The organism is Micromonospora sp. WMMC250, assembly GCF_027460215.1.
GTDB classification, from domain to species: Bacteria; Actinomycetota; Actinomycetes; order Mycobacteriales; family Micromonosporaceae; genus Micromonospora; species Micromonospora taraxaci.
Window position 1 is genome coordinate 7,201,634 of sequence record NZ_JAPZBJ010000002.1, and the last position, 24,153, is coordinate 7,225,786.

At 71.7% G+C, this 24,153-nt stretch carries 18 protein-coding genes and 1 tRNA gene; 12 read left to right on the forward strand and 7 right to left on the reverse strand.

All coding sequences use genetic code 11. The annotated features are described in order from the left end of the window. Positions 1-74 precede the first annotated feature (74 nt). Both O3438_RS32780 and O3438_RS32785 read left to right on the forward strand, forming a co-directional pair. Complete coding sequence (locus O3438_RS32780) at positions 75-1,058, forward strand: LLM class F420-dependent oxidoreductase (protein ID WP_269683839.1); 984 nt, start codon at positions 75-77, stop codon at positions 1,056-1,058. Further along, the gene (locus O3438_RS32785) at positions 1,055-1,846 is read left to right on the forward strand and encodes an SDR family oxidoreductase (RefSeq protein ID WP_269683332.1); all 792 of its coding nucleotides are present in this window, start codon (positions 1,055-1,057) and stop codon (positions 1,844-1,846) included. The genes O3438_RS32780 and O3438_RS32785 overlap by 4 nt, the downstream gene beginning before the upstream one ends. Here the strand turns inward: O3438_RS32785 and O3438_RS32790 are convergent. Further along, entirely contained in the window at positions 1,824-2,654 is an 831-nt protein-coding gene (locus O3438_RS32790) for a class I SAM-dependent methyltransferase (RefSeq protein WP_269683333.1), read from the reverse strand. The two genes, O3438_RS32785 and O3438_RS32790, sit on opposite strands and share 23 nt — an antisense overlap. 220 nt (positions 2,655-2,874) lie before the next feature. Between O3438_RS32790 and O3438_RS32795 the strand changes: the two genes are divergently transcribed. Continuing rightward, positions 2,875-3,876 (forward strand): hypothetical protein, encoded by a 1,002-nt coding sequence (locus tag O3438_RS32795; protein ID WP_269683334.1) that lies wholly within the window; start codon positions 2,875-2,877, stop codon positions 3,874-3,876. Further along, positions 3,873-4,424 carry a hypothetical protein gene (locus tag O3438_RS32800; RefSeq protein WP_269683335.1) on the forward strand — a complete coding sequence of 184 codons (552 nt, stop codon included), beginning with the start codon at positions 3,873-3,875 and terminating at the stop codon, positions 4,422-4,424. Before O3438_RS32795 ends, O3438_RS32800 begins: the two co-directional genes overlap by 4 nt. Before the next feature lie 113 nt (positions 4,425-4,537). Here O3438_RS32800 and O3438_RS32805 read toward each other — a convergent pair whose 3' ends face one another. From O3438_RS32805 to O3438_RS34395, 5 genes are all read right to left on the reverse strand, one after another. Beyond that, a complete protein-coding gene (locus O3438_RS32805; protein WP_332367484.1) occupies positions 4,538-6,991 on the reverse strand; it encodes a DUF3488 and transglutaminase-like domain-containing protein in 2,454 nt (817 codons plus the stop codon). Next, complete coding sequence (locus O3438_RS32810) at positions 6,967-8,136, reverse strand: DUF58 domain-containing protein (protein WP_269683336.1); 1,170 nt, start codon at positions 8,134-8,136, stop codon at positions 6,967-6,969. Before O3438_RS32810 ends, O3438_RS32805 begins: the two co-directional genes overlap by 25 nt. Before the next feature lie 14 nt (positions 8,137-8,150). Next, entirely contained in the window at positions 8,151-9,146 is a 996-nt protein-coding gene (locus tag O3438_RS32815) for an AAA family ATPase (protein WP_088988698.1), read from the reverse strand. 26 nt (positions 9,147-9,172) lie between these two features. Then, on the reverse strand, positions 9,173-11,797 hold the full coding sequence (locus tag O3438_RS32820) for a fibronectin type III domain-containing protein (RefSeq protein ID WP_269683337.1): 2,625 nt from the start codon (positions 11,795-11,797) through the stop codon (positions 9,173-9,175). Between the two features lie 173 nt (positions 11,798-11,970). Then, complete coding sequence (locus O3438_RS34395) at positions 11,971-14,598, reverse strand: hypothetical protein (protein ID WP_269683338.1); 2,628 nt, start codon at positions 14,596-14,598, stop codon at positions 11,971-11,973. 231 nt (positions 14,599-14,829) lie between these two features. Here O3438_RS34395 and O3438_RS32830 point away from each other — a divergent pair. From O3438_RS32830 to O3438_RS32840, 3 genes are all read left to right on the forward strand, one after another. Then, positions 14,830-14,916: transfer RNA gene (locus O3438_RS32830), tRNA-Leu, on the forward strand. A 279-nt stretch (positions 14,917-15,195) separates the two neighbouring features. Beyond that, entirely contained in the window at positions 15,196-15,522 is a 327-nt protein-coding gene (locus tag O3438_RS32835) for an AbrB/MazE/SpoVT family DNA-binding domain-containing protein (protein WP_269683339.1), read from the forward strand. Next, positions 15,515-16,534, forward strand: coding sequence for a tyrosine-type recombinase/integrase (locus O3438_RS32840; RefSeq protein WP_269683340.1), 1,020 nt, complete (start codon positions 15,515-15,517; stop codon positions 16,532-16,534). Before O3438_RS32835 ends, O3438_RS32840 begins: the two co-directional genes overlap by 8 nt. Positions 16,535-17,643: 1,109 nt before the next feature. On the opposite strand, the gene O3438_RS32845 is transcribed toward O3438_RS32840, so the two are convergent. Further along, a complete protein-coding gene (locus O3438_RS32845; protein WP_269683341.1) occupies positions 17,644-18,024 on the reverse strand; it encodes a helix-turn-helix domain-containing protein in 381 nt (126 codons plus the stop codon). Positions 18,025-18,657: 633 nt separating this feature from the next. On the opposite strand from O3438_RS32845, the gene O3438_RS32850 reads away from it, so the two are divergent. The 5 genes from O3438_RS32850 to O3438_RS32870 are packed head-to-tail and all read left to right on the forward strand — an operon-like array spanning position 18,658 to position 24,110. Then, entirely contained in the window at positions 18,658-19,476 is an 819-nt protein-coding gene (locus O3438_RS32850) for a MinD/ParA family ATP-binding protein (protein ID WP_269683342.1), read from the forward strand. 41 nt (positions 19,477-19,517) lie between these two features. Next, complete coding sequence (locus tag O3438_RS32855; protein WP_269683343.1) at positions 19,518-19,877, forward strand: hypothetical protein; 360 nt, start codon at positions 19,518-19,520, stop codon at positions 19,875-19,877. Positions 19,878-19,887: 10 nt separating this feature from the next. Further along, positions 19,888-20,598 (forward strand): hypothetical protein, encoded by a 711-nt coding sequence (locus tag O3438_RS32860; protein WP_269683344.1) that lies wholly within the window; start codon positions 19,888-19,890, stop codon positions 20,596-20,598. 5 nt (positions 20,599-20,603) lie between these two features. Beyond that, a complete protein-coding gene (locus O3438_RS32865) occupies positions 20,604-22,598 on the forward strand; it encodes a hypothetical protein (RefSeq protein WP_269683345.1) in 1,995 nt (664 codons plus the stop codon). 15 nt (positions 22,599-22,613) lie between these two features. Continuing rightward, positions 22,614-24,110 carry an SCO6880 family protein gene (locus O3438_RS32870; RefSeq protein ID WP_269683346.1) on the forward strand — a complete coding sequence of 499 codons (1,497 nt, stop codon included), beginning with the start codon at positions 22,614-22,616 and terminating at the stop codon, positions 24,108-24,110. The last annotated feature ends 43 nt before the right edge of the window (positions 24,111-24,153 follow it).

Here is a 24,153-nt window from a genome sequence, read left to right on the forward strand (position 1 = left end):
TTCTGCCCAGTACGGGGATCTTGCTCGCGTGCCCCGTCAACGGGCACGATCGATCGGTGACGAATCGATGGGGCATGACGGTGCCGCTGGGCGGCATCCCGCTGGCCGACCACGAGGCGGTCTACGCGACGCTCGACCGGGCCGGGTTCACCGACGTCTGGTCGTCCGAGGTCGCCGGGACCGACGCGTTCACCCCCCTGGCGCTGGCCGCCGCCTGGCAGCCCCGGCTACGGCTCGGCACCGCGATCACGCCGGTCTTCACCCGTGGCCCCGGGCTGCTGGCGATGAGCGCGGCGGCGCTGGCCGAGGCCGCGCCGGGCCGGTTCTCGCTCGGCATCGGGGCGTCCTCGCCCGTGCTGGTCCGGGACTGGAACGCCGTCCGGTTCGACGAGCCGTTCCGGCGGACCCGTGACGTCCTGCGTTTCCTGCGCGCCGCGCTGCGGGGCGAGACCGTCGACGAGGTGTACGACACCTTCACCGTGCGACGGTTCACGCTGGAACGACCACCGGCGGTGCCGCCACCGATCCTGCTCGCCGCACTGCGCCCCGGAATGCTCCGACTCGCCGGCGCGGAGGCCGACGGGGTCATCCTCAACTGGCTCAGCGCCGACGACGTGCCGCGTGCCCTCGCCGAGCTGGGCGAGCGACGCCCCGGCTTCGAGGTCGCCGCCCGGATCTTCGTGTGCCCCACCGAGGACGCCGCGTACGCCCGGACCCTGGGCCGTCGCCTCATCACCAGCTACCTGACCGTCCCCGCGTACGCCGAGTTCCACCGCTGGCTCGGTCGGGACGAGACGCTCGCGCCGATGTGGGAGGCCTGGGCCGCTGGTGACCGGCGCGGGGCCAGCGCGGCGGTGCCGGACGACGTGGTCGACGCCCTGGTGCTGCACGGCTCACCCGAGCGGTGCCGTGCCCAGGTGCGCCGCTACGCCGACGCCGGTGTGGACGTGCCGGTCTTCGCGCTGCTGCCCACGCCGGAGGTGACAGCCGGTGGCGCGACCGCGTTGACCACCCTCATCGCCCAGTTGGGCGTCGACCCGGTAGGAGCCGCCGCGTGAACCTTACCGACCGGATCGTGGTGGTCACCGGCGGCGCCGGCGGCATCGGAGCCGCGCTGTCGCGCCGTTTCGCCGCCGAGGGGGCCGCAGCCGTGGTGGTCGCCGACCTGGACGCCGAGGCGGCGGACGCGGTGGCCGAGGGTATCGGCCCGGTCGCGCACCCCATAGCCCTCGACGTCACCGACGAGGACCAGGTCCGCGAGCTGGTCGCCGACACCGAGACGCGGTACGGCCGGATCGACCTGTTCTGCGCCAACGCGGGCGTGACCACCGGTGGGGGAGTGGAGGTCGACGACGCCAGCTGGGACCGGGCCTGGCGGGTCAACGTGCTCGCCCACGTCTACTCGGCCCGTGCGGTGCTGCCCGGCATGCTCGCCCGGGGCGGCGGGCACCTGCTGCACACCTGCTCGGCGGCGGGTGTGCTGACGGCGGTGGGCGACGCCGCGTACACCGCGACGAAGCACGCCTCGGTGGGCTTCGCGGAGTGGCTGGCCATCACCTACCGGGACCGGGGCATCCGGGTCAGCGCGCTCTGCCCGCAGGGCGTGGACACCCCGATGCTCGCCGACGGCATCGCCGAGGGTCACCTCGGCGCCCGCGTGATCACCGCGTCCGGTGCGGTGCTCACCCCGGACGAGGTCGCCGACGCGGCAGTCGCCGGGTTGGCCGAGGAACGTTTCCTGATCCTGCCGCACCCGGAGGTCGCCGACTACGCCCGCCGCCGCGCCGAGGACCCGGACGGCTGGCAGGCCGGCATGCGCAAACTCATCCGTCGCCTGACCTCCTGACGGCTGTCACCGCCGGAACGCGACCGGCAGCCAGGAGGTGGGCGCTGTTTGCGACCAGCGCCGGTTCGCTGCTGTACAGCCGGGCGAGGTGCAACGCGCCGGCGAAGACGACGTCCTGCGCGGGCCCACCTGCCGCCGCCTCCGCCGCCGTCCAGGCCGGACCTTCCACGCCGTGTACGACGACATCGGTCAGCCCGGCGACCGCACACTCGTCGGCGATCTCCTCGGCCCGGTGGAAATAGGCGTGCGTGAAACCCGTCGTCGGATCGTTGGTGCCGTCGGTCAGCAACGTCCTCGCCTCCGCGAGTGTCGTCTCGTCGAGGCGTCCGGTGGCGGCGAAGTCCAGCGGCCCGGCGAAGCGCGAGATGGCGGCGGCGACGACCCGGCCACCGGGTCGGGTGACCCGGGCGGCCTCTCGCAGCGCCTGGATCCGGTCGACGCGCCGCACCAGGTGGTAGAGGGGACCCAGCAGCAGCGCGGCGTCGTACGTGTCGGTGGCGTCCGGCAACGAACGCGCGTCGGCGACCTCGGCCTCGATGGGAGGCTGCCCGGCGCGGGCCTGCGCGACGTGAGCCGGTACCAGATCCAGGAGACGCACCTGGTAGCCGGCGGCGGCTAGCGCCCGCGCGTACTCGCCGGGGCCACCGCCGATGTCCAGGACGCGGGCACCCGGGCCGGGCAGGAGATCACGCAGGCACTCCATCGTCCGGATCCACTCCAGCCGTGCCTGGGGTCGTCCGGCGAGACGTTGGTCCTCCCGGTAGCGCACCGTGTAGTAGTCGATGATCTCGTTCGCCTGCTGATCCATGCACTGATGGTCATCGGGGTGCGACGCGGGGGCCAGCGGATTACCGCTCGCAAGACAGTCCCCCGGCAGGGGGAGCACGTTCCCCTCCACCGGGGTCGAGCAGCCCGGCGAAGCCGCTGACCATGGGCTGATGAGTCCTGGTGTGGGGTTTCCGGGTCGGAACCAGCGGCGCGGCAGATCGGAGCGTTCCGTCCGCGCTCCTCGATCCGCGGTGGTTCCGGTGGCGTGCGCCGCCTTCGTGCTCGGCGAGGTGGCGCTGCGTCTGTACTGGCTCGCCGGCGGCCGCTGGGGTTACACCGCCTGCGATCGCACCGCTTTGGTCGACCCGGCGGGCGGATGCGGCGCGGATCGCGTGCACACGCTGCCGTTCTGGGCGGGCTGGGGAGCGGTCGGAGTCGGTGTCGCTCTCGCGATCATCGTCGGGTGTGCTGTCTCGTTCCCCGGCCGCGCCGTCGCTGCCGCGAGTTGGGCGGCGAGCGCGTTGCTCCTGGTCGTTGCGTTTCCGCTGCACCTGCTCTTCGAGCTTCCGGCGGCGTTGACGGGACGCCCCTCGGACTGGCGTGACCTCGGCGCACGGCTCGCGTTGGTAGCCGGTGGCGCCCTGTTCGCCGGGCTCGCGCACGCCTCCGGTCCCCGACGGGGCCCAGCGCCCGCCGGCTACCAGCCGGTGCCGAGGTGGACGCGCCGCTGGGCGTACGCCGCTGTCGCCCTTCCCGTGGTCGGCTGGGCCGTGCCGCACGGGCTCTGGGTGCTCGGCGTTCCATTCGGCATCTCCGAGCAGCAGCTGGACGAGATCCAGCTGGATCTTCCGACGGAGACCGGCCTCGCGATCACCCTCGTCCCGCCGCTCGCCGGCCTGCTCGTCCTCGGGTTGGTGCAGCGGTGGGGTCAGCAGTTCCCCCGCTGGGTGCCGGCGTCGGGCGGTGGACGGGTCCCCCGGCTGCTGGCGGTGATCCCAGCCGGGGTGGTGGCGCTCGCGTTGGTCACCTACGGCGTGCTGAGCGTCGCGGTGTTCGTCGACCAGCTACGCACCGGAGACCTGTCGTGGGCGGAGGTGCGGGAGGGGTGGGCGACCAGCGCCACCCTGCTGGTGTTCCTCGGCTGGGGAGTGTCGCTCGGCGTCACGGCCACCGGTTACGCGCTCACCACCCGGCCGCGTCTGCCTTCGGAGCCGGCGGCTTCCCTGCCCGGCTCGATCCCTTCACGATTGGAGCGCTCATGACCACCGACTCCCACCGCACCTGGGCCGCCGACCCACCACGTTGGGCCGTCTGGGCCGCCTACGCCGTCCCGCTGTGCGTCCTGCCGTCCGCGGTCTGGCGACTGACCCTGCTGGTCACCGACGATGCCGTCACCCCGTGGTACATGATCTTGCTGTCCGTCCTCTCGGTGGGGCTGGCGCTGTCGACACTCGGCCTGGTGCACCGATGGGGACAACGCCTTCCGCAGTGGGTGCCACTGCTCGGCGGCCGTCCCGTGCCGGCGCGCCCGGTAGTACTCGTCGCGCTGATCGGCGGCTCGGTGCTCGTCGCCGTCTGCGTCTATCTCCTCCTCAACAGCAGGTTCCACATCGTGGAGCGCGGCTGGGTCGGCATCGGCCGCGACGAACCCGCCCATCCGGCTCCGACCTGGGAGGTGCTGCGCTACTACGCGCCGATGGTCGCCTGGGGGCCGCTCGTCATCGCCGTGGCCGCCGACTACGCCCGCCGCGCCGCCCGCTCCCGCCGCCCACTGGCGGGCCGCCGTCTGGCGGGCCGCCGTCTGGGTTGATCAAGAGCTTTGCGTCATCATCGGGCGTCATCCTGACGCAAACCTCTTGATCACCGCGGGAGCGGCGGGCGTGGGCGCGGGTCACTGGGGGGAGGGGCGGGCGTGGGCGCGGTTCACCGCGAGGAGTGGCGGGCGCGGCGGAGGGGGGACGGGTGAATTGACCAGAGCAGACGGCGCCACCACGGGCGGGCCGCGCGCAGCGTCGTGACGTAGGCGGTGGCCACCTCGGCCGCCCGGGCCGCCTGGGCCGGGGTCGCGGCAGCGGGGGCGAAGCCGACCTGATTCAGCAGGGCCGCCAGTTCGTCGACGGCCGGCGCTGCGTCGGCCGGACCGCTGCCGGTCCGGGCGCTGCCCGTCGGGCCGCCGCCCGTCGGGCCGCCACCCGTCGGACCGCCGTCGGTTGGGCCGCTGCCCGTCGGGCCGTTGCCTGGTGGGCCGTCGCCCGTGACGCCGGCTCGGGCGTCGGCGAGGGCCTGGCGGGCGTGCCCGGCCACCTCGGTGGCGGCCAGGTCGTCGCCGACCGGCCGGCCGGCCAGGCGCAGCGCGTCGGTGACCTCCTGCCAGGCCCCGGCGATACGCCGGCCGGGGTCACCCTGGACGAGTCGACTCCTGGTCAACGAGCGGCGCATCGCCAACAGGGTGAGCAGGAGCGCCCCCACCAGCAGCACCAGGCCGCCGCTGCCCCCGGCGACCAGCACCGGCGTGGACAACCCACCCCGTCCGGGCGGCCCGTCCGGGGCGGCCACCGGCTCCGGCGACGCGGATGGCTCCACTGTGGGCGCCGGTGCCTCCGACGGCGGCGGATCGTCCGGCGTCGGCCGGAAATCCTCCTCCACCGGCCTGGGCTCGTTGTCCGGGCGCGGCAGCGGGTCGAACGGCACCCAACCCAACCCGTCGAAGAGGACCTCCGGCCAGGCGTACGCGTCGCCGGCCAACACCGGCCCCTGCCCGCCGGTCCGGAAACCCACCACCACCCGCGTCGGCAGCCCGGACAGCCGGCCCAGCACCGCGAACGCCGCCGCGAACTGCTCGGACGTGCCCTCCTGGCCGCCGCCGTTGCGGGGTCCGAAGAGGAAGAAACCCAGATTCGGGTACGCGTGCCCGCTCGGCGCGTCCGCCACCACCCGGTAGTGCTCGGCCAGGAACTGCTCGATCGCCAACGCCCGCGCGAACGGTGCGCCGTTCTCCTCGGCGAGTTGAGCGGCCAACTTTCGCATCGGCTCGGGCACCCCGTCGGCGACCCGCAACACCCGGGCCACCTGGTCACCGGCGGGCACGTTGGCGGTGCCCAACAGGTTCGAGTCCGGGTGCTCCTCGGCGGAGGTCACCTCGTACCGCAGCCCCGGCGACAACCCCTCGGGCCGGATCAGCGTCCCGCTCGCCGGGTCGTACGCCACCCGCGCGCCGCTGACCTCCCGGGGCGTCGCCACGGCGGGGAGGAGCCGACCGCTCAACTCCGCCACGGTGATCTGCTGGCGGACCGTGCCCACCGTGCTGTCCTCGGGTGGCGTGGCGGCCGGCAGGATCCGGCCCGCGTTGCGGTACGTCGCCCCGACCCGCCAGGTCACCCCGTCGTAGTCGCTGAGCACCGCCAACCGGATCCGCACACCGGCACCGGTGCCCGGCGCAGGCTCGGCTCCCGGCTCGTCGTCCGGCGCGGCGGCGTCGGGCGGTGCGGGCGGGGCGCTGTCGCGTTCCGTGCTGACGTCGAGGAGTTTCTGCTCCGGACGCAGCGCCCAACCGGAGATGCGGATCAGCGGGTTCTCGTCCAGTGACTGCACCTGCGGCGGCTCCACGTACCGGCGTGGGTCCACCGGCCGACCGTCGACCTGACCGGCGACGAGAGGGCCGAGCAGCGCGACCAGCCCGACCACCAGTGCCACGCCGAGCGTCGCGCTGGCGGCCAGCCGCAGTCGCACCGCCGCGCGTACCCGGGGCGCCAGGTCGGCGGCCGGATCCCCGCCGGCCGGTGCCGTGTCGCCCGGTGCCGCCAGGCCGACCGCCGCGACCGCGACGAACGCCACAGTCGTTCCGACGGCCGGCTCCGCGTTCGGGCCGACCGCGTACAGGGCGGCGGCGTAGAGTCCCGCCGCCGGCAGGTAACCCAACAACACCCGGCCGGCGCGCAGCGCCACCTCCGCACCCGCCAGCCCGGTCAACCAGGCGGCGACCACCGGCACCAGCACCGTGTCCGGTGCGGGCTCCACCGGAATCATCGCGGTCAGCAGCCGGGGAATGCCGTTGCGGGCGGCGTCCGCGGTGACCTCCAGCAGGCTGCCGGACAGCTCGGCGTGGTCGGCGGCCAACCGCAGCGACCACAGTGTCCAGCCGGCCATCGCGGCCACCGAGACCGGTGCCACCAGCCAGGACGGCAGCCGACGGGCGGCGACACTGACCAGCACCGAACCGGCCGCCGCGCCGCCCACCAGCCAGGTCAGCAGGTCACCCGCGTACACCCGGCCCAGCGCCACCCCGGCGAGCACTGTCATCCCGATCAACGCCGCCGGGACGACGGCCGCCCGCAGCACCCGCACGACGTGCGTCACCACCGGCGTACCCCGTCCCATTCGGCGGCGAACTGCGCGCCGTCCGCCGCGTCGACCACCACCAGGCCCGCGGCGCCCGGTGGCGTCGGTTCGGCCGCGCCGAACACCGCGACCACCACCGAGGGGTACGCCCCGCGCAGCGCGCCGACGTGCCCCAGCTCGTCTCGGCCACCCGGCCCGGTCAGGAAGATCAACGTGTCGCCGAGCCGATCCTGTCGCAGTCGGGTGGTCGCCGCGCGTACCGCGTTGTCGTCGTCGGACAGGTCGGCGGCGGCCAGCCGGTCCAGCGGCCCGAGGGCGGGCCCGCCGTCGGCCTCGCCACCGGTCGTCACCGCCTCGGCGGCCACGAACAGCAACACCACCGGCAGGTCCGCGCGGTGCGCGGCGGTCACCACCGACGCCGCCGCCTCGCACGCCGACTCGAACGACTCCGCCACCCGACCGACGCGCCGCGGGTGCGCCGCGACCCGGTTGTCCAGCAGGACGACCAGGCGGGGGAGGCTGGTGTCCACGTTCTCCCGCACCATCAACTCACCGACCCGGGCGCTGGTCCGCCAGTGCACCCGGCGCAGCTCGTCGCCGACCACGTACTCCCGCAGCGAGTCGAACGTGATCGACCCGTGCGGCACCCCGTCCACCCGGCCGTCGAGGCTGCGCCCCGCACCGGTGGGCACGGCCGCCAGCGGGTGGATCCGGGGGTACACCCAGACCGGCACCACCGCGCCGTACGGGCGGGCCAACGCCACCAGGCCCAGCGGGTCGCGTCGGGTGACCCGCAACGGCCCCACCGGCACCACCCCCCGCCGGTGGGTCGGCACCTCGTAGCGGACCTCGGTGTCCCGCCCCGGACGCAGGCGCAGCACCGGAACCGGCACCGTGCGCTCGCCGCACCGGTCCTCCGCCAACAGGTTCGCCGACCGCAGCCGGCCGGCGTTGCGCACTGTCACCGTCATGCTCGCCGACTCGCCGCGCGCCACCCGGTCCGGGTCGGCGTGCCGGGTCACCGTCAACCGGGGCCGCCAGGCCGCCACCAACGCCGCGTAGCCCACCGCCGCGCCGGCCGCCGCACCGAGCAACGTCAACTCGGGGTACGCGAAACGGAAACCCGCACCCACCAGCACGACGGCGGCGACGAGCAGCCCGATCCCACGGGCGGTGATCCCCATGCCGCTGCTGCCGGTCAGCCCTGCACCGGAGCGGGTTGCCCCGACGGCAGGGGCACCGGCACCGAGGCGATGGCCTGGCGCAGCACCTCCCCGGCGGTCAACCCGCGTACCTGGGCGTCCGGGGTGAGCAGCAGCCGATGCGCGAACACCGCCTCGGAGAGCGCCTTGAGGTCCTCCGGCATGATCCAACCTCGCCCGTCGATCAGCGCGTACGCGCACGCCGCCCTGGTCAACGCGATCACACCCCGGGGGCTAACCCCGACGCGCACCTGCGGGTGGGTACGGGTCGCGGCGGCCAGCCGGACCGCGTACGCGTAGAGCGGCTCGGCGATGTGCACCCGGCGGGCCATCCGGACCATCTCCCCGACGGTGGCGGTGTCGGTGACCGGGGCGAGCGCCTCGGGCGACCGCACCGTCGCGCCCCGCAGCACCTCGACCTCGACTGCCTCGTCCGGGTAGCCGACGGACAACTTCACCAGGAACCGGTCCAACTGCGCCTCGGGTAGCCGGTAGGTGCCGTCCATCTCCACCGGGTTCTGCGTCGCCACCACCAGGAACGGCGACGGCACCGGGTGCCGGACGCCGTCCACCGTGACGGTGCGTTCCTCCATGACCTCCAGCAGCGCCGACTGGGTCTTCGGCGACGCCCGGTTGATCTCGTCGGCGATGACGATGTTGGCGAAGACCGGCCCCGGATGGAACTCGAAGTCCCGGGTCGCCTGGTTGAAGATCGTCACGCCGGACACGTCCGACGGGAGCAGGTCGGGCGTGAACTGGATACGCCGCCACTCACCCTTCACCGTGGCGGCGATGGCCCGGGCCAGGGTCGTCTTGCCGACCCCGGGCACGTCCTCCAGGAGCACGTGACCCTGCGCGAAGAGCGCGGTCAGCGCCAGCCGCACCACCTGCGGCTTGCCGAGCACCACCGCGTTGACGTTCTCGGCCAGCCGGGCGGCCAGGGCCGCGAAGCCCTGCACCTCCGGCTGGGTGAGTGGCTCGTGGGTGTTCACGGTCGGTGGTGCTCCTCGCTGGTGGTTCAGCAGGTGGGCAGGACGTTGATGTTGTCGCCGCCCTCCAGGTTGAGCCAGGCCCAGGGAATGTAGTTCTTCCCCTCGTAGTTGACCTGCACCCACCAGGTGCTGCGCTTGTCGTTGTTGTAGATGTAGGCGTAGACCTCTTCGCCCGACTTCTTGCAGTAGGCCTGTAGCCGGGTGCCCGGCTCCGCCCATCCCACCTGCTTGTCGTTGTCCTGCCGGGCAACCGAGAAGATCTCGTTGCCGTTGCGGCCGTCACGGTCCCGGTCGCAGTAGGTCGACTCGGGTCCGGACGCGCCGTTACGGCAGGTCGCGACCCCGTACAGCGGCGGCGTCTTCTGCGCCCTCGTCGCCGTGCCCTTACCGGCGGCGTTGGTGGCCGTCACCGTGAACGTGTAGTTGGTGCCCGGCGTCAGGCCCGTCATCGTGATGCTGGAACACGCACCGGCCTTCGCCGGCTCACCCGTCGTGCTCAACGAGCAGGTGGCCTGACCACCGCCAGCGTCCACAGTGAACGTCACAGTCGCCCCGGTGGCGGTCGCCGACGAACCGGTCACCGTGACCCGGGGCTCGGCGACCGTGCGCGCGGTGGCTGTCGCCTCCGGGCCCGGCCCCGCCTCGTTGACAGCCTTCACCTTCACCGTGACGTTCTGGCCGTTGCCCAGCCCGGTGACAGTCGTGCGGGTGTCGGTCACCTCGCTGGTACGCCCACCGACGTCCACCAGGTACTTCGTCACCGGCCGGCCGTTGGCCTCGGCCGGCGCCCACTGCACCGTCACCGCGCCCGGCTGGTTGGCGACAGTGCCGGCCCGCAGGTCGAGCGGCCGACCCGGCGCCGCGAAGGGCACCACGGTGTTGCTCACCGGTGAGGCCGCCGACCCGGCGCCCTTGCTGTTGACCGCCACCACTGTGAACGCGTACTGGGTGCCGTACTCCAGCTCACCGGCCGGCACCACCAGCTCCGTCTTGGTCGACTCGCCGGCCGGGGCGTTCGTCCCCGCCGAACTGGCCGTCACCGCGTACCTCGCGATGGTGTTGCCCTGCCCGTTCGCGGCCGGCCACTTCACCAGCACCGTGCCGTCGGGTCGTTCCTGGGCGGTGACGCTCGCCGGCGGGTCCGGAACCGCGGCGGTCGGGGTCACCGGGTTGCTGTTGCGCGGCGGACCGTCGCCCTTGGCGTTCACGGCGTGCACCGCGAACCGGTACGTCTCGCCGTTGGTCAGACCCTTGACCTCCACCGCACGCTGGTTCGCGCCCACCTCCACACGCTTCCCGGCACCCTCCACCACGTACTTGATGATCTCGGCGCCGTTGGCGGCCGCCGGCCGCCAGCTCACCCGGGCCTGCGCGTTGCCGGCCGACGCGGTCACGCTGCGCGGGGCACTCGGCTTACCCACCCGGGGCTTCTTCGGCGGGGGCGGCGGCGCGGCAACCGGTGGCGGGTCGCCGCCGAGCACGTCGTTGGCGTACTTGTCGACCTCGCGCACCTGGTGCTTGTCGTCCACCACCCGTGCGGTCGCCGCGTCGGGGGAGTTGATGAACAGGTGGTTCTCCCGGACCTCCAGCTCCAGCGGCCCGTTCGCCCGCCCGCCGATGGTCTCGACCAGCTGACCGCCCCCGTCGAAGGCGTAGATCGTGCCGGTGGACTCGTCGGCGCAGTAGAACCGGTCCGCCCAGGCCACCGCGGCGCTGAGCCGATCCCCCTCGCCGGGCACCGTGAACGCCTTCTCCTCCCCACCGTCACCCACCACCAGCACCCGCCGTTCGGCGGGAACGGTGACCGGAACCCGGGGGCCACTGGTGCGCGCGGGCAGCGCGGCCGGGCCGGACAGCGTCAACGGCGTCGGGTGCACCTTGCCCCGCTGCACGCGCACCAGCTTGCCGGCCGTACGGTCGAGCACCGCCACACCGTCGTCCAGTGTGGAGACCACCAACTCGTGGCTCGCCTCGGCCACGTCGTACGACTCGACGCGCTCCGGCTTGATCCCGCCACCGTCGGGCGCGGCCGAGGCCGGCGCGGACGGCAGCTTGGCGGCGGTGATCGCCGAGACGGTGCCCTCGCTGGGCACCGCGATCCAGAGCCGGCCCTCGCCGTCGAAGGTGCCGCCGGCGATGCCCGGGGGATAGCGGACCGGCTCGCCGACCGGGGCCAGCGACCGCGGGTCGAGCTGCCGCACGATGCCCTGCACGGCGTCGACCACGAACGCCGAATCTTCGTGCAGGGCGACACTCACGCCCAGGCCGGGCGTCGTCTTGGTGGTCGCGGTGAGTTGCAGGGTCGCCAGATCCAGGGAGCTGACCTGCCCCGTCTGGAGGTCGCGCAGGATCAGCAACCGGTCGGTCTGGGTGACCTGCATCGGGTGACGGTTGGCACCGGGAATCTCGGTGCGGGTGTCCACCCGGGCGGTCACCCCGTTGACCCGGGCCAGCTCGCTGCGCGCCGCGCTCCACAGCCAGGAACTCGCGTCGTAGTTGGCCACCGCGTTGTCGGCCGCGCCCAACCCGAGAACCGTCAACCCCATGGCGGCCAGCAGAGCGGCCACCGTGCCGACAGTCACCAGCCCGCCGCGAAGCCGGGACCGGGAGCGGGGGGCGTCAGTCCGTACGGCGTCGTCGATGCTGGCCACAGCCGGCTGCCTTCCCTGAGTCGTGGCAGGTGGCGCGCCTCGCGGCAACCCCTCCCCTGAGCCGGGTGCCATCATATGGCGCTGCTGGTGGCGGGGGAACCCGCACGGTCACCCCTGTGGATACCGAGCGTGTGCGTTGTGGACGCCCAGCTCAGCCCGGCTCACGCTCCGATTCAGCTCGGAGACGGTCGTCCTGAGGGCTTCCCGCTCGGCGGGGCGTTGCGCTCTCGTGCGGTGCAGACCTGGCCCGATGTCGCGAAGCTGTCCGTGGAGTAGACAGCCAACACGGTGAAGCAGTGATCCACTCGGGAGTTCAACCCGTTGACCGTGTAACTGGTCCTGCCCGGGTCCACGGTGGCCATCACCCCGAGGGCCTGCCCGGCCCGTCCGGCCGCGACCATGAACGGCACCGCGCCGCCGGACGGGTCCGTCCAGGTCAGCGTGATCGTGGTCGAGTCGTCCCGGAGCTTCAGATCCCCCGGCGGAGGGCCCGCCGCCGTCGGCACCCCCGTGGGTGCCACCGCCGTCGGTGCCGTCCCGCTGGGCGGCGGGTCGTCGCGGGTCAGCACCACCGCGCCCAGCCCGGCCACCGCCACCACTGCCACCCCGGCCGCGACCACCGCGCCGATGAGTGTCGCCCGGTTGCGGCCCGCCGAGCGGTCCTCGTCGGTGTACGCCGGCCGGTACGCATCCTGCGCCTGGTGGTACTGCTGGCCCGGATACAACGCCTGCCCCGGGTAGTGCTCCTGCGACGGATAGTGCTCCTGGGACGGGTAGCCGGCCTGCTCGGCCGGGGTCGGCTGATAGTCCTGATGGTGCTGCGGTGCCGGTAGCGGCCCTGCTGCACCACTGGCCGGTGACCAGGCCGCCGGGGTCGGCTCGACCGGCGTCGCGGCGGGGCGCGGTGGCGCGGCGGCAGATCCCGGCTGGGCGACGACCGGCTCCTGAGCGGTGACAGGGTGGCTCGGACCGCCGTAACCGCTGGGCGGGCCGCTGCTCGGCGCGACGGCCGGGAACACCACCGTCTCGTCGGACGCCGAGACCCGGGCCCGCTGCGTTGGCGCCGGCGCGGCCTCGAAGATGTCCAGCCCGGACTCGCCGCCCCCGCCGGTGGCCCCGGCGTCCGCAGCGGGCGGGTCAGCGACGTCGGCGTCGGTATTCGACAGCGGCGGGCCGCTGCGGCTCCACGGCGGCGCGGTCAACCCCCACGGGGGTACGGAAGGCGCGGCGCTGGAAGGCGCGGGGGTTGGTGTCGCCCTCTGTGGGGGTCCGGAGACCGGCTGCCGGGGAGCGGGCGGTGCGCTCGTCGGAGGGGCGGAGATGGGAGGCGCGGAGACGGGGTGGGTGTGCGCGGGTGGTGCGGACGTCGGGTGCATGTGGCCGGGTGGTGCGGAGATCGGGTGGGTGTGCGCGGGTGGTGCGGACGTCGGGTGCATGTGGCCGGGTGGTGCGGAGATCGGCTGTGGGGGAGCGGGTGGCGCGCTGACTGGTTGGGCCGGTGCGCCGCCAGCCGGTCGGACCGGACCCGGGTGATTGCTGGTCGGCAACGACCCGCCCGGCCGGGTCGCCTCGACGCCGGGCGCGTCGTCGGGGGCGTTCGCTCCGGTCGGGCTGACTCCCGCTCGGGTTCGGGCGGCTTCCTCGGCGAGCAGGGGCTCGATCTGCCGTACCTGGATCGTGGGATCGTCCCAACGGGGTGCAGGTGTCGGGGCAGGAGGAGCCGCCGGCTGGACTGTGGGGTCGACGGTCGGAGGGTCACCGACCCGCTGACGCGGCGTCACAGGAGGCCCGGTCGGTGGTCGACGTGGTGGCCGCTGCTCGGATGACGGCAACGGCTGGCTCTCGGCCCTGGGCCTGGGCAGTTGACTTTCGGCCGTCGGCCTGGCCGGTCGGCCCTCCGTCGTCGGTCTGGCCGGCTGGCTTTCGGACGTCGGCGCGGGCGGGTGGACCTTGGTGCCCGACCTGGACTGCTGGCTGTCGGCCGTCGGGCCGGGCGGCTGGCTCGCCGTAGGAGAAGGTCCGGGTTGCGACGGCGGGGCCATGGAGGGTGCCGACGGGCCGGAGCGGATCGGCGGGGTGGTTGTCGGCTGGATGGGCTGAACCTGAGGCGCCGGAGCCGGGGCCGTGGCGTCGCTGGGTGCGGCGGGTGTGCGTACCCCTGGCGGGGTTGCCCGGGGTGTCGCTGGCGGTTGCGGCGGCGCCCAGGGTGAGGTGGTGGCCACCGGGCCGCCTTCGGAGGGGCGCATCGCGGCGAGGGTCGCCAGGGACAGCGTCGGCCCCGACAGCGCCGCCCGGGCACCGGAATCGGGCGGCGCGCTGACCGGCTCCGGGCCGGACGTCGGCGACGGTTTGTGCTGTTCAGTCGGGGTCGACGCGGACAGGCCGAGGTAGTCGCGGGCGGCGCGTACCACCGGGTGGTGCTCCCCGAGCACCGCAGGGCCGGCGGTGGCCACGCGGGTGTAGTTGCGGCGGGCCTCGTGCCGGTTGCCCAGTTCCTCGGCTACCTCGGCGAGTTCGAAGGCGATCGCGAGCAGGACCGGGTCGGAGTGCTCCCACCGCCGCTCGCCCGCCGCGAACGCCTCCTCCAACACCCGGCGGGAGCCGAGCGGATCATCCGCCTCCCGGTGCAGCCGGGCCAGCAGATGCGCGGTGTGCAGCACCTCGGGGTGATCGTCGGAGTACGGCGGGGGAGGGGACCCGACAGCCTCCGCGAGCAGCTGCCGGGCGGCGCTGAGATCGCCAGCGGCGCGCAGGGCGAGGGCCCGGTGCTGGACGGCTGCGAAGGGGGAGGGATGGGACACGTGGCAATGCTGCCGCCAGAGGGCCGCCGGACGCTACCCGGACACGCGTGGGTGCTGTGTCGGTGAGGCACTGACAGGCCGTTTGACCAGTGGCGCGAGCGCCGAGACCGGGACAGCGGAAGGCGACGTGCATGATCCACGAGCGGCGTGTACAGTAACTCCCCGTGCGGCCCGCCATACCGACATCAGATGGAAAGATCATCTGGTCGGCAAGGTAGGCTCAACGTGTAGGTCCGGGTGGCGGAATGGCAGACGCGCTAGCTTGAGGTGCTAGTGCCCGTATAGGGCGTGGGGGTTCAAGTCCCCCCTCGGACACCAGTACGTCTCATATGTGCGACGTAGACGTAGCGGTGGTCAAGGATGCTTGACCACCGCCGAAACCCATCCGATGCCGCGTCTGGGGCTACTCCCAGTGACCAGCGGCGGGCGAGCTCCGCGATGACGGGCGGCGGCTCGTCAGTGATTCCCGCCGTTGTTCTGCCGGGTCTAGCGTCTGGCGTGCGCGTTGCTCATGGCGCCCCTGCGGCGGCCATGAGGCGTCCTCCGCTACCACTTCCGAGTCTTGCCGCCACCCGAAGCAGTGCGGCTGTCTACGGTGTGGCGACGCTCGACTCGCGTGGTCGGATCGCCGACCGGTGCGCGATGAAGGAACTCCAGTGGACCCCCGGATTGCGACTGAGCATTCGGGAGCGTCGAGGGCTGATTGTCGTATCAGCTGACAAGCAAGGCGTCTTTAAGGTGACGAAGGAAGGCCACGTCCGACTGCCGGCAGTGGTCCGTCAATGGTGCGGCCTCGCCGCCGGCGACCGCGTACTCATCGTGGCTGAATCAGCCAGCAACCGCCTGGTGGTTCATCCGCCGGCAAAGATCGACGAGATGATCGGGCAGGCTCACGATGCGGTCTTCGGGGGCGAGCGTGAGTGACGCATCGGCGAGCCAAGCTGAGGTGGCAGCGGCTCGGCTCCTTCTTGCTCGGATGGGCATCTCGCCTGCCGACCTTTTGGACGCTGCCGTGGTTCGGCCTCCGTCGCCGACCTTCGCCGAATACGTTCCCGTGGTGGCGGCTGCGGTGTCGGCGGGTACGCGGCGTGCCTATGGCTCCTACTGGAACCGCGTGGTGGAGCACTGGGGAGAATGCAGGCTGGACGAGCCCACGCCTTCGGAGATTGAGAAGTTGGCGGAGTACGTCAAGACGCACGTTGTGGCCCGGCGAAATGCACGTGGAGGCCGAAGCGCGGCGGAGCATCTGATTGCCGCCTTGCGGTGTCTCTACAAGAGAGCAGTCGCCGACGGTTTCATTGCAGCATCCGACAACCCTGCGCTAAAGGTGGCGAAGCCGCGACGTTTGCCAAGCACGCGGCGAGCGGTGGCGGACACGCGACTGGCCGAGATCAATGAGGTCGCGGCCAGCACGGGTAACGACCCGGCTCTCGACACCTTGCTCTTGCGGTTGCACACCGAAACGGCGTGTCGGCGCGGTGGAGCTTTGGCGCTCCGTCCGGTTGACCTTGATCCGGATCAGTGTCTGATTCTGCTCCGAGAGAAGGGCGATTCGGTACGTTGGCAACCAGTTTCCCCGACGCTGATGAGATACCTGCAGCGGCATGCTGAGGAGCGGGGCGCGACGGAGGCGGGACAGTTGCTGCGCTATCGGGACGGTGAGCCCATCACGTACCGGCGCTACGACCATCTGTGGGTACGCATCGGCGAGCACCTGCCGTGGGTCTACGTGCAACAGATCAGCACCCACTGGTTACGTCACACTACTTTGACCTGGGTGGAAAGGAACTTTGGCTACGCTATCGCGAGAGCCTACGCCGGCCATTCAGAGGGTGGCGGTGACGCCGGCACGACAACCACCTATGTGAGAGCTTCATTGCCGGAAATCGCCGCTGCCCTGTCGGCGCTTACCAACGAGCCACACCCTCTAGTCTAGTCATCCGGTGGGGCCCGGCCTTGCGGGGCCGGACCCCACCGCGGGATCTGTCGGCGGTATGGAAGTGCAAGTAGGGGCCCAGTAGTTAATTGGGCATCCTGTCATTAAACCCCGCCCTGGTGGTGTTCCGAACGGCCGGTTCATCTAACTCAATGAAGCGGCGCGGACTTACCGCAATCGGGATAAGAGCAGTAGCCATTGGCTCCCGGGGTGTAGGAGTGACTTGGGCGGGTGTTCGATGAGCCTCGCGCGGTGGGACGATGTTTGTTGTTTGGATCCAGTCCGACAGCCGTACTAGATGCGTCCGGCTGTCGGACTAGCCGTGGTCCTGTGGCCGTACCAACCCCTGAGCCCGTCGGAACTCGAAGGCGATAGGCGGTCCGCGCCTTTTTGCGGCGGGCGTCTTCCACTTTCGGCCTGAACCGGATGACCCAGCCCAACTTCTCAAGTCGGTTCAGCCAGACGCCGATGGTGGAGCGGGCCAAACCTGTGGCATGTTCCAGGTCGGTCAAGCTCGGCGTGAATTGTGGAGGGATCACCGCAGTTGCCGTATCGGTCCAGGTCAAGAGCGTCAGGATAAGGTGGCGCCCGGAAGGACTGAGGCAACAGTCAGCGTCTCGAACCGCACGCTCTACGGCCCATCGATCTACCATGCGATACGCCCCTTCCGGCCGTGGTATTCACCGGTAGCTCTTGACGCCGTCTGGCATCGGAGCCTCGTGACGCTAGCGACGAACCTGGGCTCTGGCCAGGCATGAACCTGCTCGTCATGCGCTGTCGAGGTGTTGGCGGCGACGGTGACCTGCGGCTTTGGCGTACGTGGAGATGCGGCCACCATTGGCTGGTTCGGTTCGTGATTCGGGCAGGGTGGCAACTGCACACGCGCAGCCCGAAGTCACCGCGGGCGCGCGGTGAGTCGTCGCGGTACAGAGGGTGCGGGCTTGCCGGTGCCAGATTGTGGCTGCGGGGCGAGTCGGTTGGTCCAGTTAGTTCGACCCGTTGTGGATAGCGGAAACCAGTACGCGTCTCGCCTGGCTGTTGCCGCCGGCGCGTAGTGCGGCGACTGTGGCGTACGTCCGCCTGCTAGTCCTCAGTGGGGTTTGGGCGGGTCACTCGGTCTTGGGATCAAGCTTCGTTGGCTTCCGCTTAGGGGGGGTCTGCGCGGCTTGCTCCATCCTCAAGACGTTTTGGATGATTGCGGCGATGCCCTCGCGTCCCTCGGGCGACAGGTCTTGGATGGAGCGCATCATCACCTGAACCTTCGGGTCGGGTACGTCTGCGTCGTCCCCCGAGGGGTCCAGAAAGTGGCCTGGTTTGACCTCGAAGAACTCGGCGAGCGCTGTCAGCGTTGAGGCCGTCGGGTTGGAGTGCTCTGCAGTCCGCAGTCGCCGTACGGTCTCCTCGGAGATGCGATGGCCCTTGGCGGTGAGGGCCTGAGCTACTTCGGCATCGGTGTAGGGCCCCTTACCCGGGCGCTTGAGCGCGTACAACTCTCGAAGCCTGTCTCTGACTAGCGCCGAGCTCGTGCCACGTTGTGGCCGCTCGCTTGGTCCCCCCATGGCACCAGACTCCAACTATAAGTGGTCGGATCCCAACTATATGTGGAAGTTCCGCGTGATGTGTGCTTAGCTCTCTGTGCCGAAGCCACATAGATATGGCTGCAAAACCAAATCTATGCAGGTAGACGGTAGCGCATCGGTTGGCCTCGTTGGAGGGGGTCTGAGGCCCCGATTCGTTCTGCGGGGGTCGCGAAGCCGCGCGGCAACGCGGTCTCCGCTGGCCTGCTCGTGTGGTCAACGTTCAGGTCGTGACGGTAACGGGGGACTGGTCCGCGTCGGGCAAGCCCGGCGTTGGCCTGTGCCGTTCGACAAGCCTTGGGGGAGGCGATCGTGGACGCAGCAAACGGGCGGGCCGGCCGGCCCGCTGGCACCGAAACCTCTGCCGAGGTTCCCGGTGCCAGCGGGCGGGGGGAGCTGGCGGAACGGGCTACACCCGTCCCGCCAGCACGGCCCTCGATTGCAAAAGAGTCCGCGCAAGCCCGAGAGGACGCTGGGCACTGGTGGGAACAAAGCCCGGCGACCGGACCCCGGGAGATTCCCCGCGAGTTTGGCGCGGGTAGCCGAGTGGAGACCCTGTGGCTGCGCGCGGCGGCGCTACGTGCCGGCTGCCCGCTGGTCTGCGTGTCCTCGGCAGACGGCGGTACTGGCCGTTCGACGCTCACGGCGGCTCTCGGCGGGATCCTGGCATTTGCCAGCCCTGCCCCGATCGTTGCAGTGGACGCCACCGGCCGAGCGTGGGGTGGCCTGGGGCATCGCGCGCCTCGCGGCAGTTCAGCGACGGTGTGGGACGCGACACTCGCGGCCGAGAGGCTTGCTGAACCGGCGGTGGCGGAGCCGCTGATGCAGACGGGGCCGACTGGGCTTCGGGTCCTGGTCGGTGAAAGCAAGATGACCGCGCAACGGCGCCCTCCGACGTGGTCGGAGATGTTCGGCTTGGTTGGGCATCTGCGGGAGGTATACGCCCTGGCGCTGCTGGACCTGCCGGCGGCGGACAACACGCCGACGTGGCGGGCCTTGGGCTGGGCGACCGTGCCGGTGCTCGTCGCGCGGGCCTCGGTCGATTCGTTGCAACACACCATGCGCCTGCTGGCGCACCTGCGGGCCGTGGGCCTAACCGAAGTGGCGGACGGGGCGGTGGTGGTCGTGACGGCGACCTCGCACACCACTGCGCGTGAGGTACGGGCGATCGAGCATCTGGCGCGACAGGCGGCTGGCCATCTGGTGCGGGTGCCCTATGACCCGGTGCTTGCCCGCCCAGATCCGGTGGATCCCCGGTCGCTGAGCAAGCTGACGCGCTCGGCTTTGACCGACATCGCCGCGGCGGTGATCGACCGGTGCCCGGTCGACCTCGATCAGCCGGCAGGTAGTCCGCCGTCTAACTGACGGCACCAAACGGGGGGAACGCGGTGATGATTCTGCATTGGATGGCAGCAGCGTTGACGGTGCGAGCGCCCGACGCGGCGGCGTTGCTGGCGGCACCGGGGCCTACGCCGACGCCGCAACCGTCAGGCAGCGGCTTCGACTTCGACCGGATCAATCCGGACCCGGCAGCCGTCCCGCGATCGGATTTGTTCTATACGTTGGCGAACGCCGCGCTGTTCCTCGGTGTCGTGTCGGCGGTCGCGGGCCTCGCGGCCGGAGCCATCGCGTTCGGTATCGGGCCGATCTTTGGCGCGCACATCATCTCCGATCGCGGCAAAAGCATGATGTGGAAGGCGGGTTTGGTAGCGATCGTCATAGGTTCCACCACGACGATCATCTCCTTCCTGCTCACCGAGATCTGAGGCGACTCGGATGTCGATGTCAGCGTTCAAGCCGGCCACCGGTCGGCGCGGGTTCGGGTCGGTTGCGGCCGTCGTCGCGGTTGTCCTGATCGCGTTGGTGGGTGCCTTCGCATCCGGTCGCGCGAGTGCCCCACGGCAGGTGACGACTGAGGAGTACGCCGGCCGGCTACGGCAAGGGGTGCCGGTTGGTTTCCCGGGCACCCGGCGCGGTGCGGGTGACGCGGCGGCGGCGTACCTGACGTCGCTGGCCGCCGCCGGCGCTGCCCGCCCGGCTGCGGAGCGGCAGGCGGTCGTCGGGCTGATCGCGAGCCCGGGGTCCGCGCCAGCGGTGGCCGACATCCTCGGCGTCGGTTCGGAGCAGGGCACCGGGGCGGTGATCTCGCAGGTCGTCGTCGCTCGGGTGTGGGTGCCGGGCGACGACCTCGGCGCGGTGGTGCCGAACGGCGGTGAGGTGCCGGTGCGGGTGCTGCTGTGCGTGCTCAGCGGCGCGGTGACCGACGGGGTCGTCGCGGGGCCGCCGGCGGGACTCGCCGGCGGCTGGTACGTCCAGAGCGTCACCGTCCGCTGGGAGCAGGGCCGCTGGCGGGTGAGCGCCGCACGGCGGTCGACGCCGGTGCCGCCGCCGGACATGCGCGGTGCCCAGCGTGATGGGGGACCGCGCGACACCCAGCCGATGCTAGAGGTGCTCAGCGCCCAGTCATGGGTGCCGGGAACGGTGTGACCGCCATGAGCCCTCTGCTGAGCTGGCTGCGCCGGGCCGGTGCCGCCGCCGTGGCTGCCACCGTTGTGAGCGGCCTGGTGATGCCGGGGTCCGCAGCGGCGGCGCCGACGCCAGAGCCGTCGGCGTCGAGCGCTCCCTGTGCCGCCCCCGCCTCCAATGGGCAGCTGCCACGTCCCGGGGGACTGGACGAGTCGGTTCCGCAGGTGGCCTGGTGTTTGCCGTGGGTGCAGTGGCAGCCCGGCACGGGCTGGGTGACGGTGTGCAGCAAGGCGACCGGCGCGGTTGATCAGGAACGCTGCGATGCGGTGTCGGCGACTCTCGAGACTCCACCGCCGGACCGGACGCACTCCGTCCTCGACGACCGCCTGCCGACCGGTGGTCGTCAGCCGGTGCGGTGTGAGCGGTTCGCCGAGCGTGCGAGCGAGGAGCCGAACAACGCCGCCCGGTGGACTGCCAAGGAGAAACGGTGTGAGGCGCTGCGCGCGTCGCTGCTCCTGCACTCGTCGCTGCGCCCGGCAGAGGACTGCCCGACGTTGGACGTGGCGTGCCGAGTCGGCACGCAGGTCAAGGACGCCGCCCGGTCGGGCTTCGAGGGCCTGGCGGACATCGCCGTCGCGGGGTTCGCGTGGGCGCTGAGCAAGCTGGCCGAAGTCGTGTTCGAGCAGAGCTCCGCGGTGGCCGATGAGCCCTTCTACAACACCTACAACGACATCAGCGGCGTCCTGATCATCATGGTGCTGCTGGTCTTCATCCTGTCCACCGCGATCAACGGCATGCGGCTCAGCGGCCCAGGGCCCTTGTCGAGCCTCGGCGGGCTGGTCCGCGCGATGTTCGGCATTACGTTTGCCGGTGGCCTCGCGTTCACGTTGATGGCCGCGTGGGACGAGGCGACCATCGCGCTGATTCAACGCAACCAACAGCGCGACTGGCAGCCGTCCATGTGGGTTGACGCCTTGAACACTCTGACGGCGGACACCGGCACCGTGTTACTGGCCTTCGTGGTCGCGGTGATCAGCTTCGTCGGCCTGGTGCTGGTGTTCCTGATGCTGCTCTTCCGCTCGCTGCTGGCCGCTGGCGCGGCCCTGTTCGGGGCGATGGCGATGACCGGGCAGGTGATGGCCGAGACCCGTTCGTGGGGGCGGAAGTGGTTCTGGACCTGCAACGCGCTCGCGGCCAGCAAGTTCTTCATCGCCGCGCTGTGGATCTACGGAACCCGCACCACGTACGAGAGCGACAACGTCGTGAACGTGCTGCGGGGCATGTTCATCATCATCTTGATGGTCCTCGCGCCGTGGATTCTGCTGCGGTTGACGAGCATGTGGGATGGCTACCTCGCCGATGTCGACGCCCGAGGTTTCCTGACCTCGGCGGCGGGTGCGGTCGGGATGGACGCCGCCGCCCGCCGGCTTACCGAATCGTTCAGCGGCGGTGGGAGTGAGGGCGATGCGACGTCGCTGATGCAGGGCAACTCCGACGCGATTCCCACGAGTCCCGCGTCCGGGCCGGGCCTGTCCGGGGTCCGCGCCGGTGCGATCCCGGATGCCGTGGGCGCTCTCGAAGGCCGCGGGGGCAGCGGGAAGGTCGGTGAGCCGGTCGACGAACCCGGACAGGGCCAAGGCCAGGGCGGCGACGAGAACTGGCAAGAAGCCAATGGCATCGAGCAGGACTCCCGCACGGCGCAGGGCGACATGGCCCGAGGACAACTGACCACGCCCGGGGACGCGATGGGGGAACAGGGATCCCTCCCCGTGACCCCCGGTGCGATGCAGGAGCACCTGCCCGGCCACGGCGGCGGGGCTGGCGGCGGAGACCCGGCTGGGGGTGCCGCACCTGGCGGTCCCGGTGGGGCCGGGCCGGGCACCGCACCGGACGCCGACGCATCCGGCAGCGGTGGTCAGCCGAACAACAGCGGCACGGCCGGCGGGGAAGCCACCGGTGGAAGCCGCGCCGGGGGCGCGGCAGCGGGGGGCGCCGCCGAGGTCCCCATCATCCCGGTCTAGCGAGAAGGAGCCACGGTGACGCACTTTCAGTTCCCGCCACGGTCCACGCGCGGATCGGTCCTGGGCTTCAGCTGGGGCCAGATCGGCACGGCGGTGGCCGGGGTGATCTGCCTGGTCATCGCCGCGAACCTGCTCACCGTCGGCCGGCAGGACGCAGCTGGCGGCATGCTGCTGCTGTCCCTGCTGTTGATCACGGTGGGTCTGCTGCGGCTGCGCGGCCGGCGCGTCACCGAGTGGACGCCGATCGTCGTGGGGGCGCTGGTGCAGCGTGCGGCCCGACAGGACCGCTACCGCGGCGGCGCGTTCGCCGCCTCCCCGGGCGCTGAACATCTGCACTTGCCCGGCCCGGCCGCCGGCTACCGGTGGGTGCCGGCTCTCGCTGCGGATGGGCTGACCGAGGTGGGGCTGTTGCACCACCGCCGTGAGGGCACCGTCACCGCGGCGCTGATCTGCGCCGGCAGCAACCTCGTCCTCGCCGACACGTCCGTGCAGCAGCAGCGGCTGGCCTCGTGGGCGGACGTGCTGAACCTGTTGGGAACCGAGTACGCCGACAGCGGCCTGGTGCGCTGGTCGCTGACCGCCCGCGCGGTCCCGGACACCGGCAACCGGGCCCAGCGTTACCTCGTCCAGCGGGCTGTGGACACCAGCAGCCCGGCGTATGAGTCGTTGGCGGAGCTGACGGCGGCGGCGGCCCCGTCCACCCAGCGCCACGAGGTGTACCTGGCGGTCGTGTTCGACCTCAAGCGGCTGTCGGCGGAGATCGCCGACGCTGGCGGCACCGACGCGGCCATCGCCACGGTGATCCTGGACAAACTCGCCGGCATCGACGCCTCCGTGCGGGAGTCAGGTGTTGACACCGGCGGCTGGTTGACCCCGAGGGGGTACGCGGCGGTGCTGCGCACCCAGTTCGACCCGCAGGACCAACCGCACGTCGACATGCGTGCCGGCACGCAGGCTGGGGTGGCGCCGCATATGGGCGGACCGGTCGCGGCCGAGAACATCGGCTGGTCGTCCTACCGGCACGACTCGGGCGTCTCTCAAACCCTGTGGGTGTACGAGATGCCGCGCCAGCCGGTGGCCATGACCTGGATCACCGCCTTATATACGCGCACCGTTGGGCGGCGGGCGGTCACGGTCGTCGCCGAGCCGGTGCCCGCGCAACTCGCTCAGCTGGCGACCCGGCGCGACAAGGTCGCCCGTGCGGGCGACGAGGTCACCAAACGCAAGATGCGGCTGGTGCGCACCGCGCGGGAGGACGAAGAGGCCCGCTCGGTGGAGCAGGTCGACCGGGAGCAGGCAGCGGGGCACGTGCGCTACCGCTACTCGATCCTCGTCACCGTCACCGCCGACAGCGAGGAGCAGCTGCGCCACGACGTACGCGCGATCAAACGCGTCCTGGGCCGCACCGGCTGCCAGGCGGTCGTGCTCTACGGCGAGCAGGACCAGGGCTTCGTCGCTGGGGCGCTGCCCCTGGCCCGCGGTCTCAAGTCGATCCGGGGGTGGGCCGCATGACCAGCCGACGAGTGCAGCGCGAAGGATCCCTCAGCCAGCGGAT

Excerpts from the sequence above, each read along its gene's own strand:
- O3438_RS32780 (WP_269683839.1), top strand. The coding sequence starts at position 75 with ATGACGGTGCCGCTGGGCGGCATCCCGCTGGCCGACCACGAGGCGGTC.
- O3438_RS32790 (WP_269683333.1), bottom strand. The coding sequence starts at position 2,654 with ATGGATCAGCAGGCGAACGAGATCATCGACTACTACACGGTGCGCTAC.
- O3438_RS32800 (WP_269683335.1), top strand. The coding sequence starts at position 3,873 with ATGACCACCGACTCCCACCGCACCTGGGCCGCCGACCCACCACGTTGG.
- O3438_RS32805 (WP_332367484.1), bottom strand. The coding sequence starts at position 6,991 with ATGGGACGGGGTACGCCGGTGGTGACGCACGTCGTGCGGGTGCTGCGG.
- O3438_RS32810 (WP_269683336.1), bottom strand. The coding sequence starts at position 8,136 with ATGGGGATCACCGCCCGTGGGATCGGGCTGCTCGTCGCCGCCGTCGTG.
- O3438_RS32855 (WP_269683343.1), top strand. The coding sequence starts at position 19,518 with ATGGCAGCAGCGTTGACGGTGCGAGCGCCCGACGCGGCGGCGTTGCTG.
- O3438_RS32860 (WP_269683344.1), top strand. The coding sequence starts at position 19,888 with ATGTCGATGTCAGCGTTCAAGCCGGCCACCGGTCGGCGCGGGTTCGGG.
- O3438_RS32865 (WP_269683345.1), top strand. The coding sequence starts at position 20,604 with ATGAGCCCTCTGCTGAGCTGGCTGCGCCGGGCCGGTGCCGCCGCCGTG.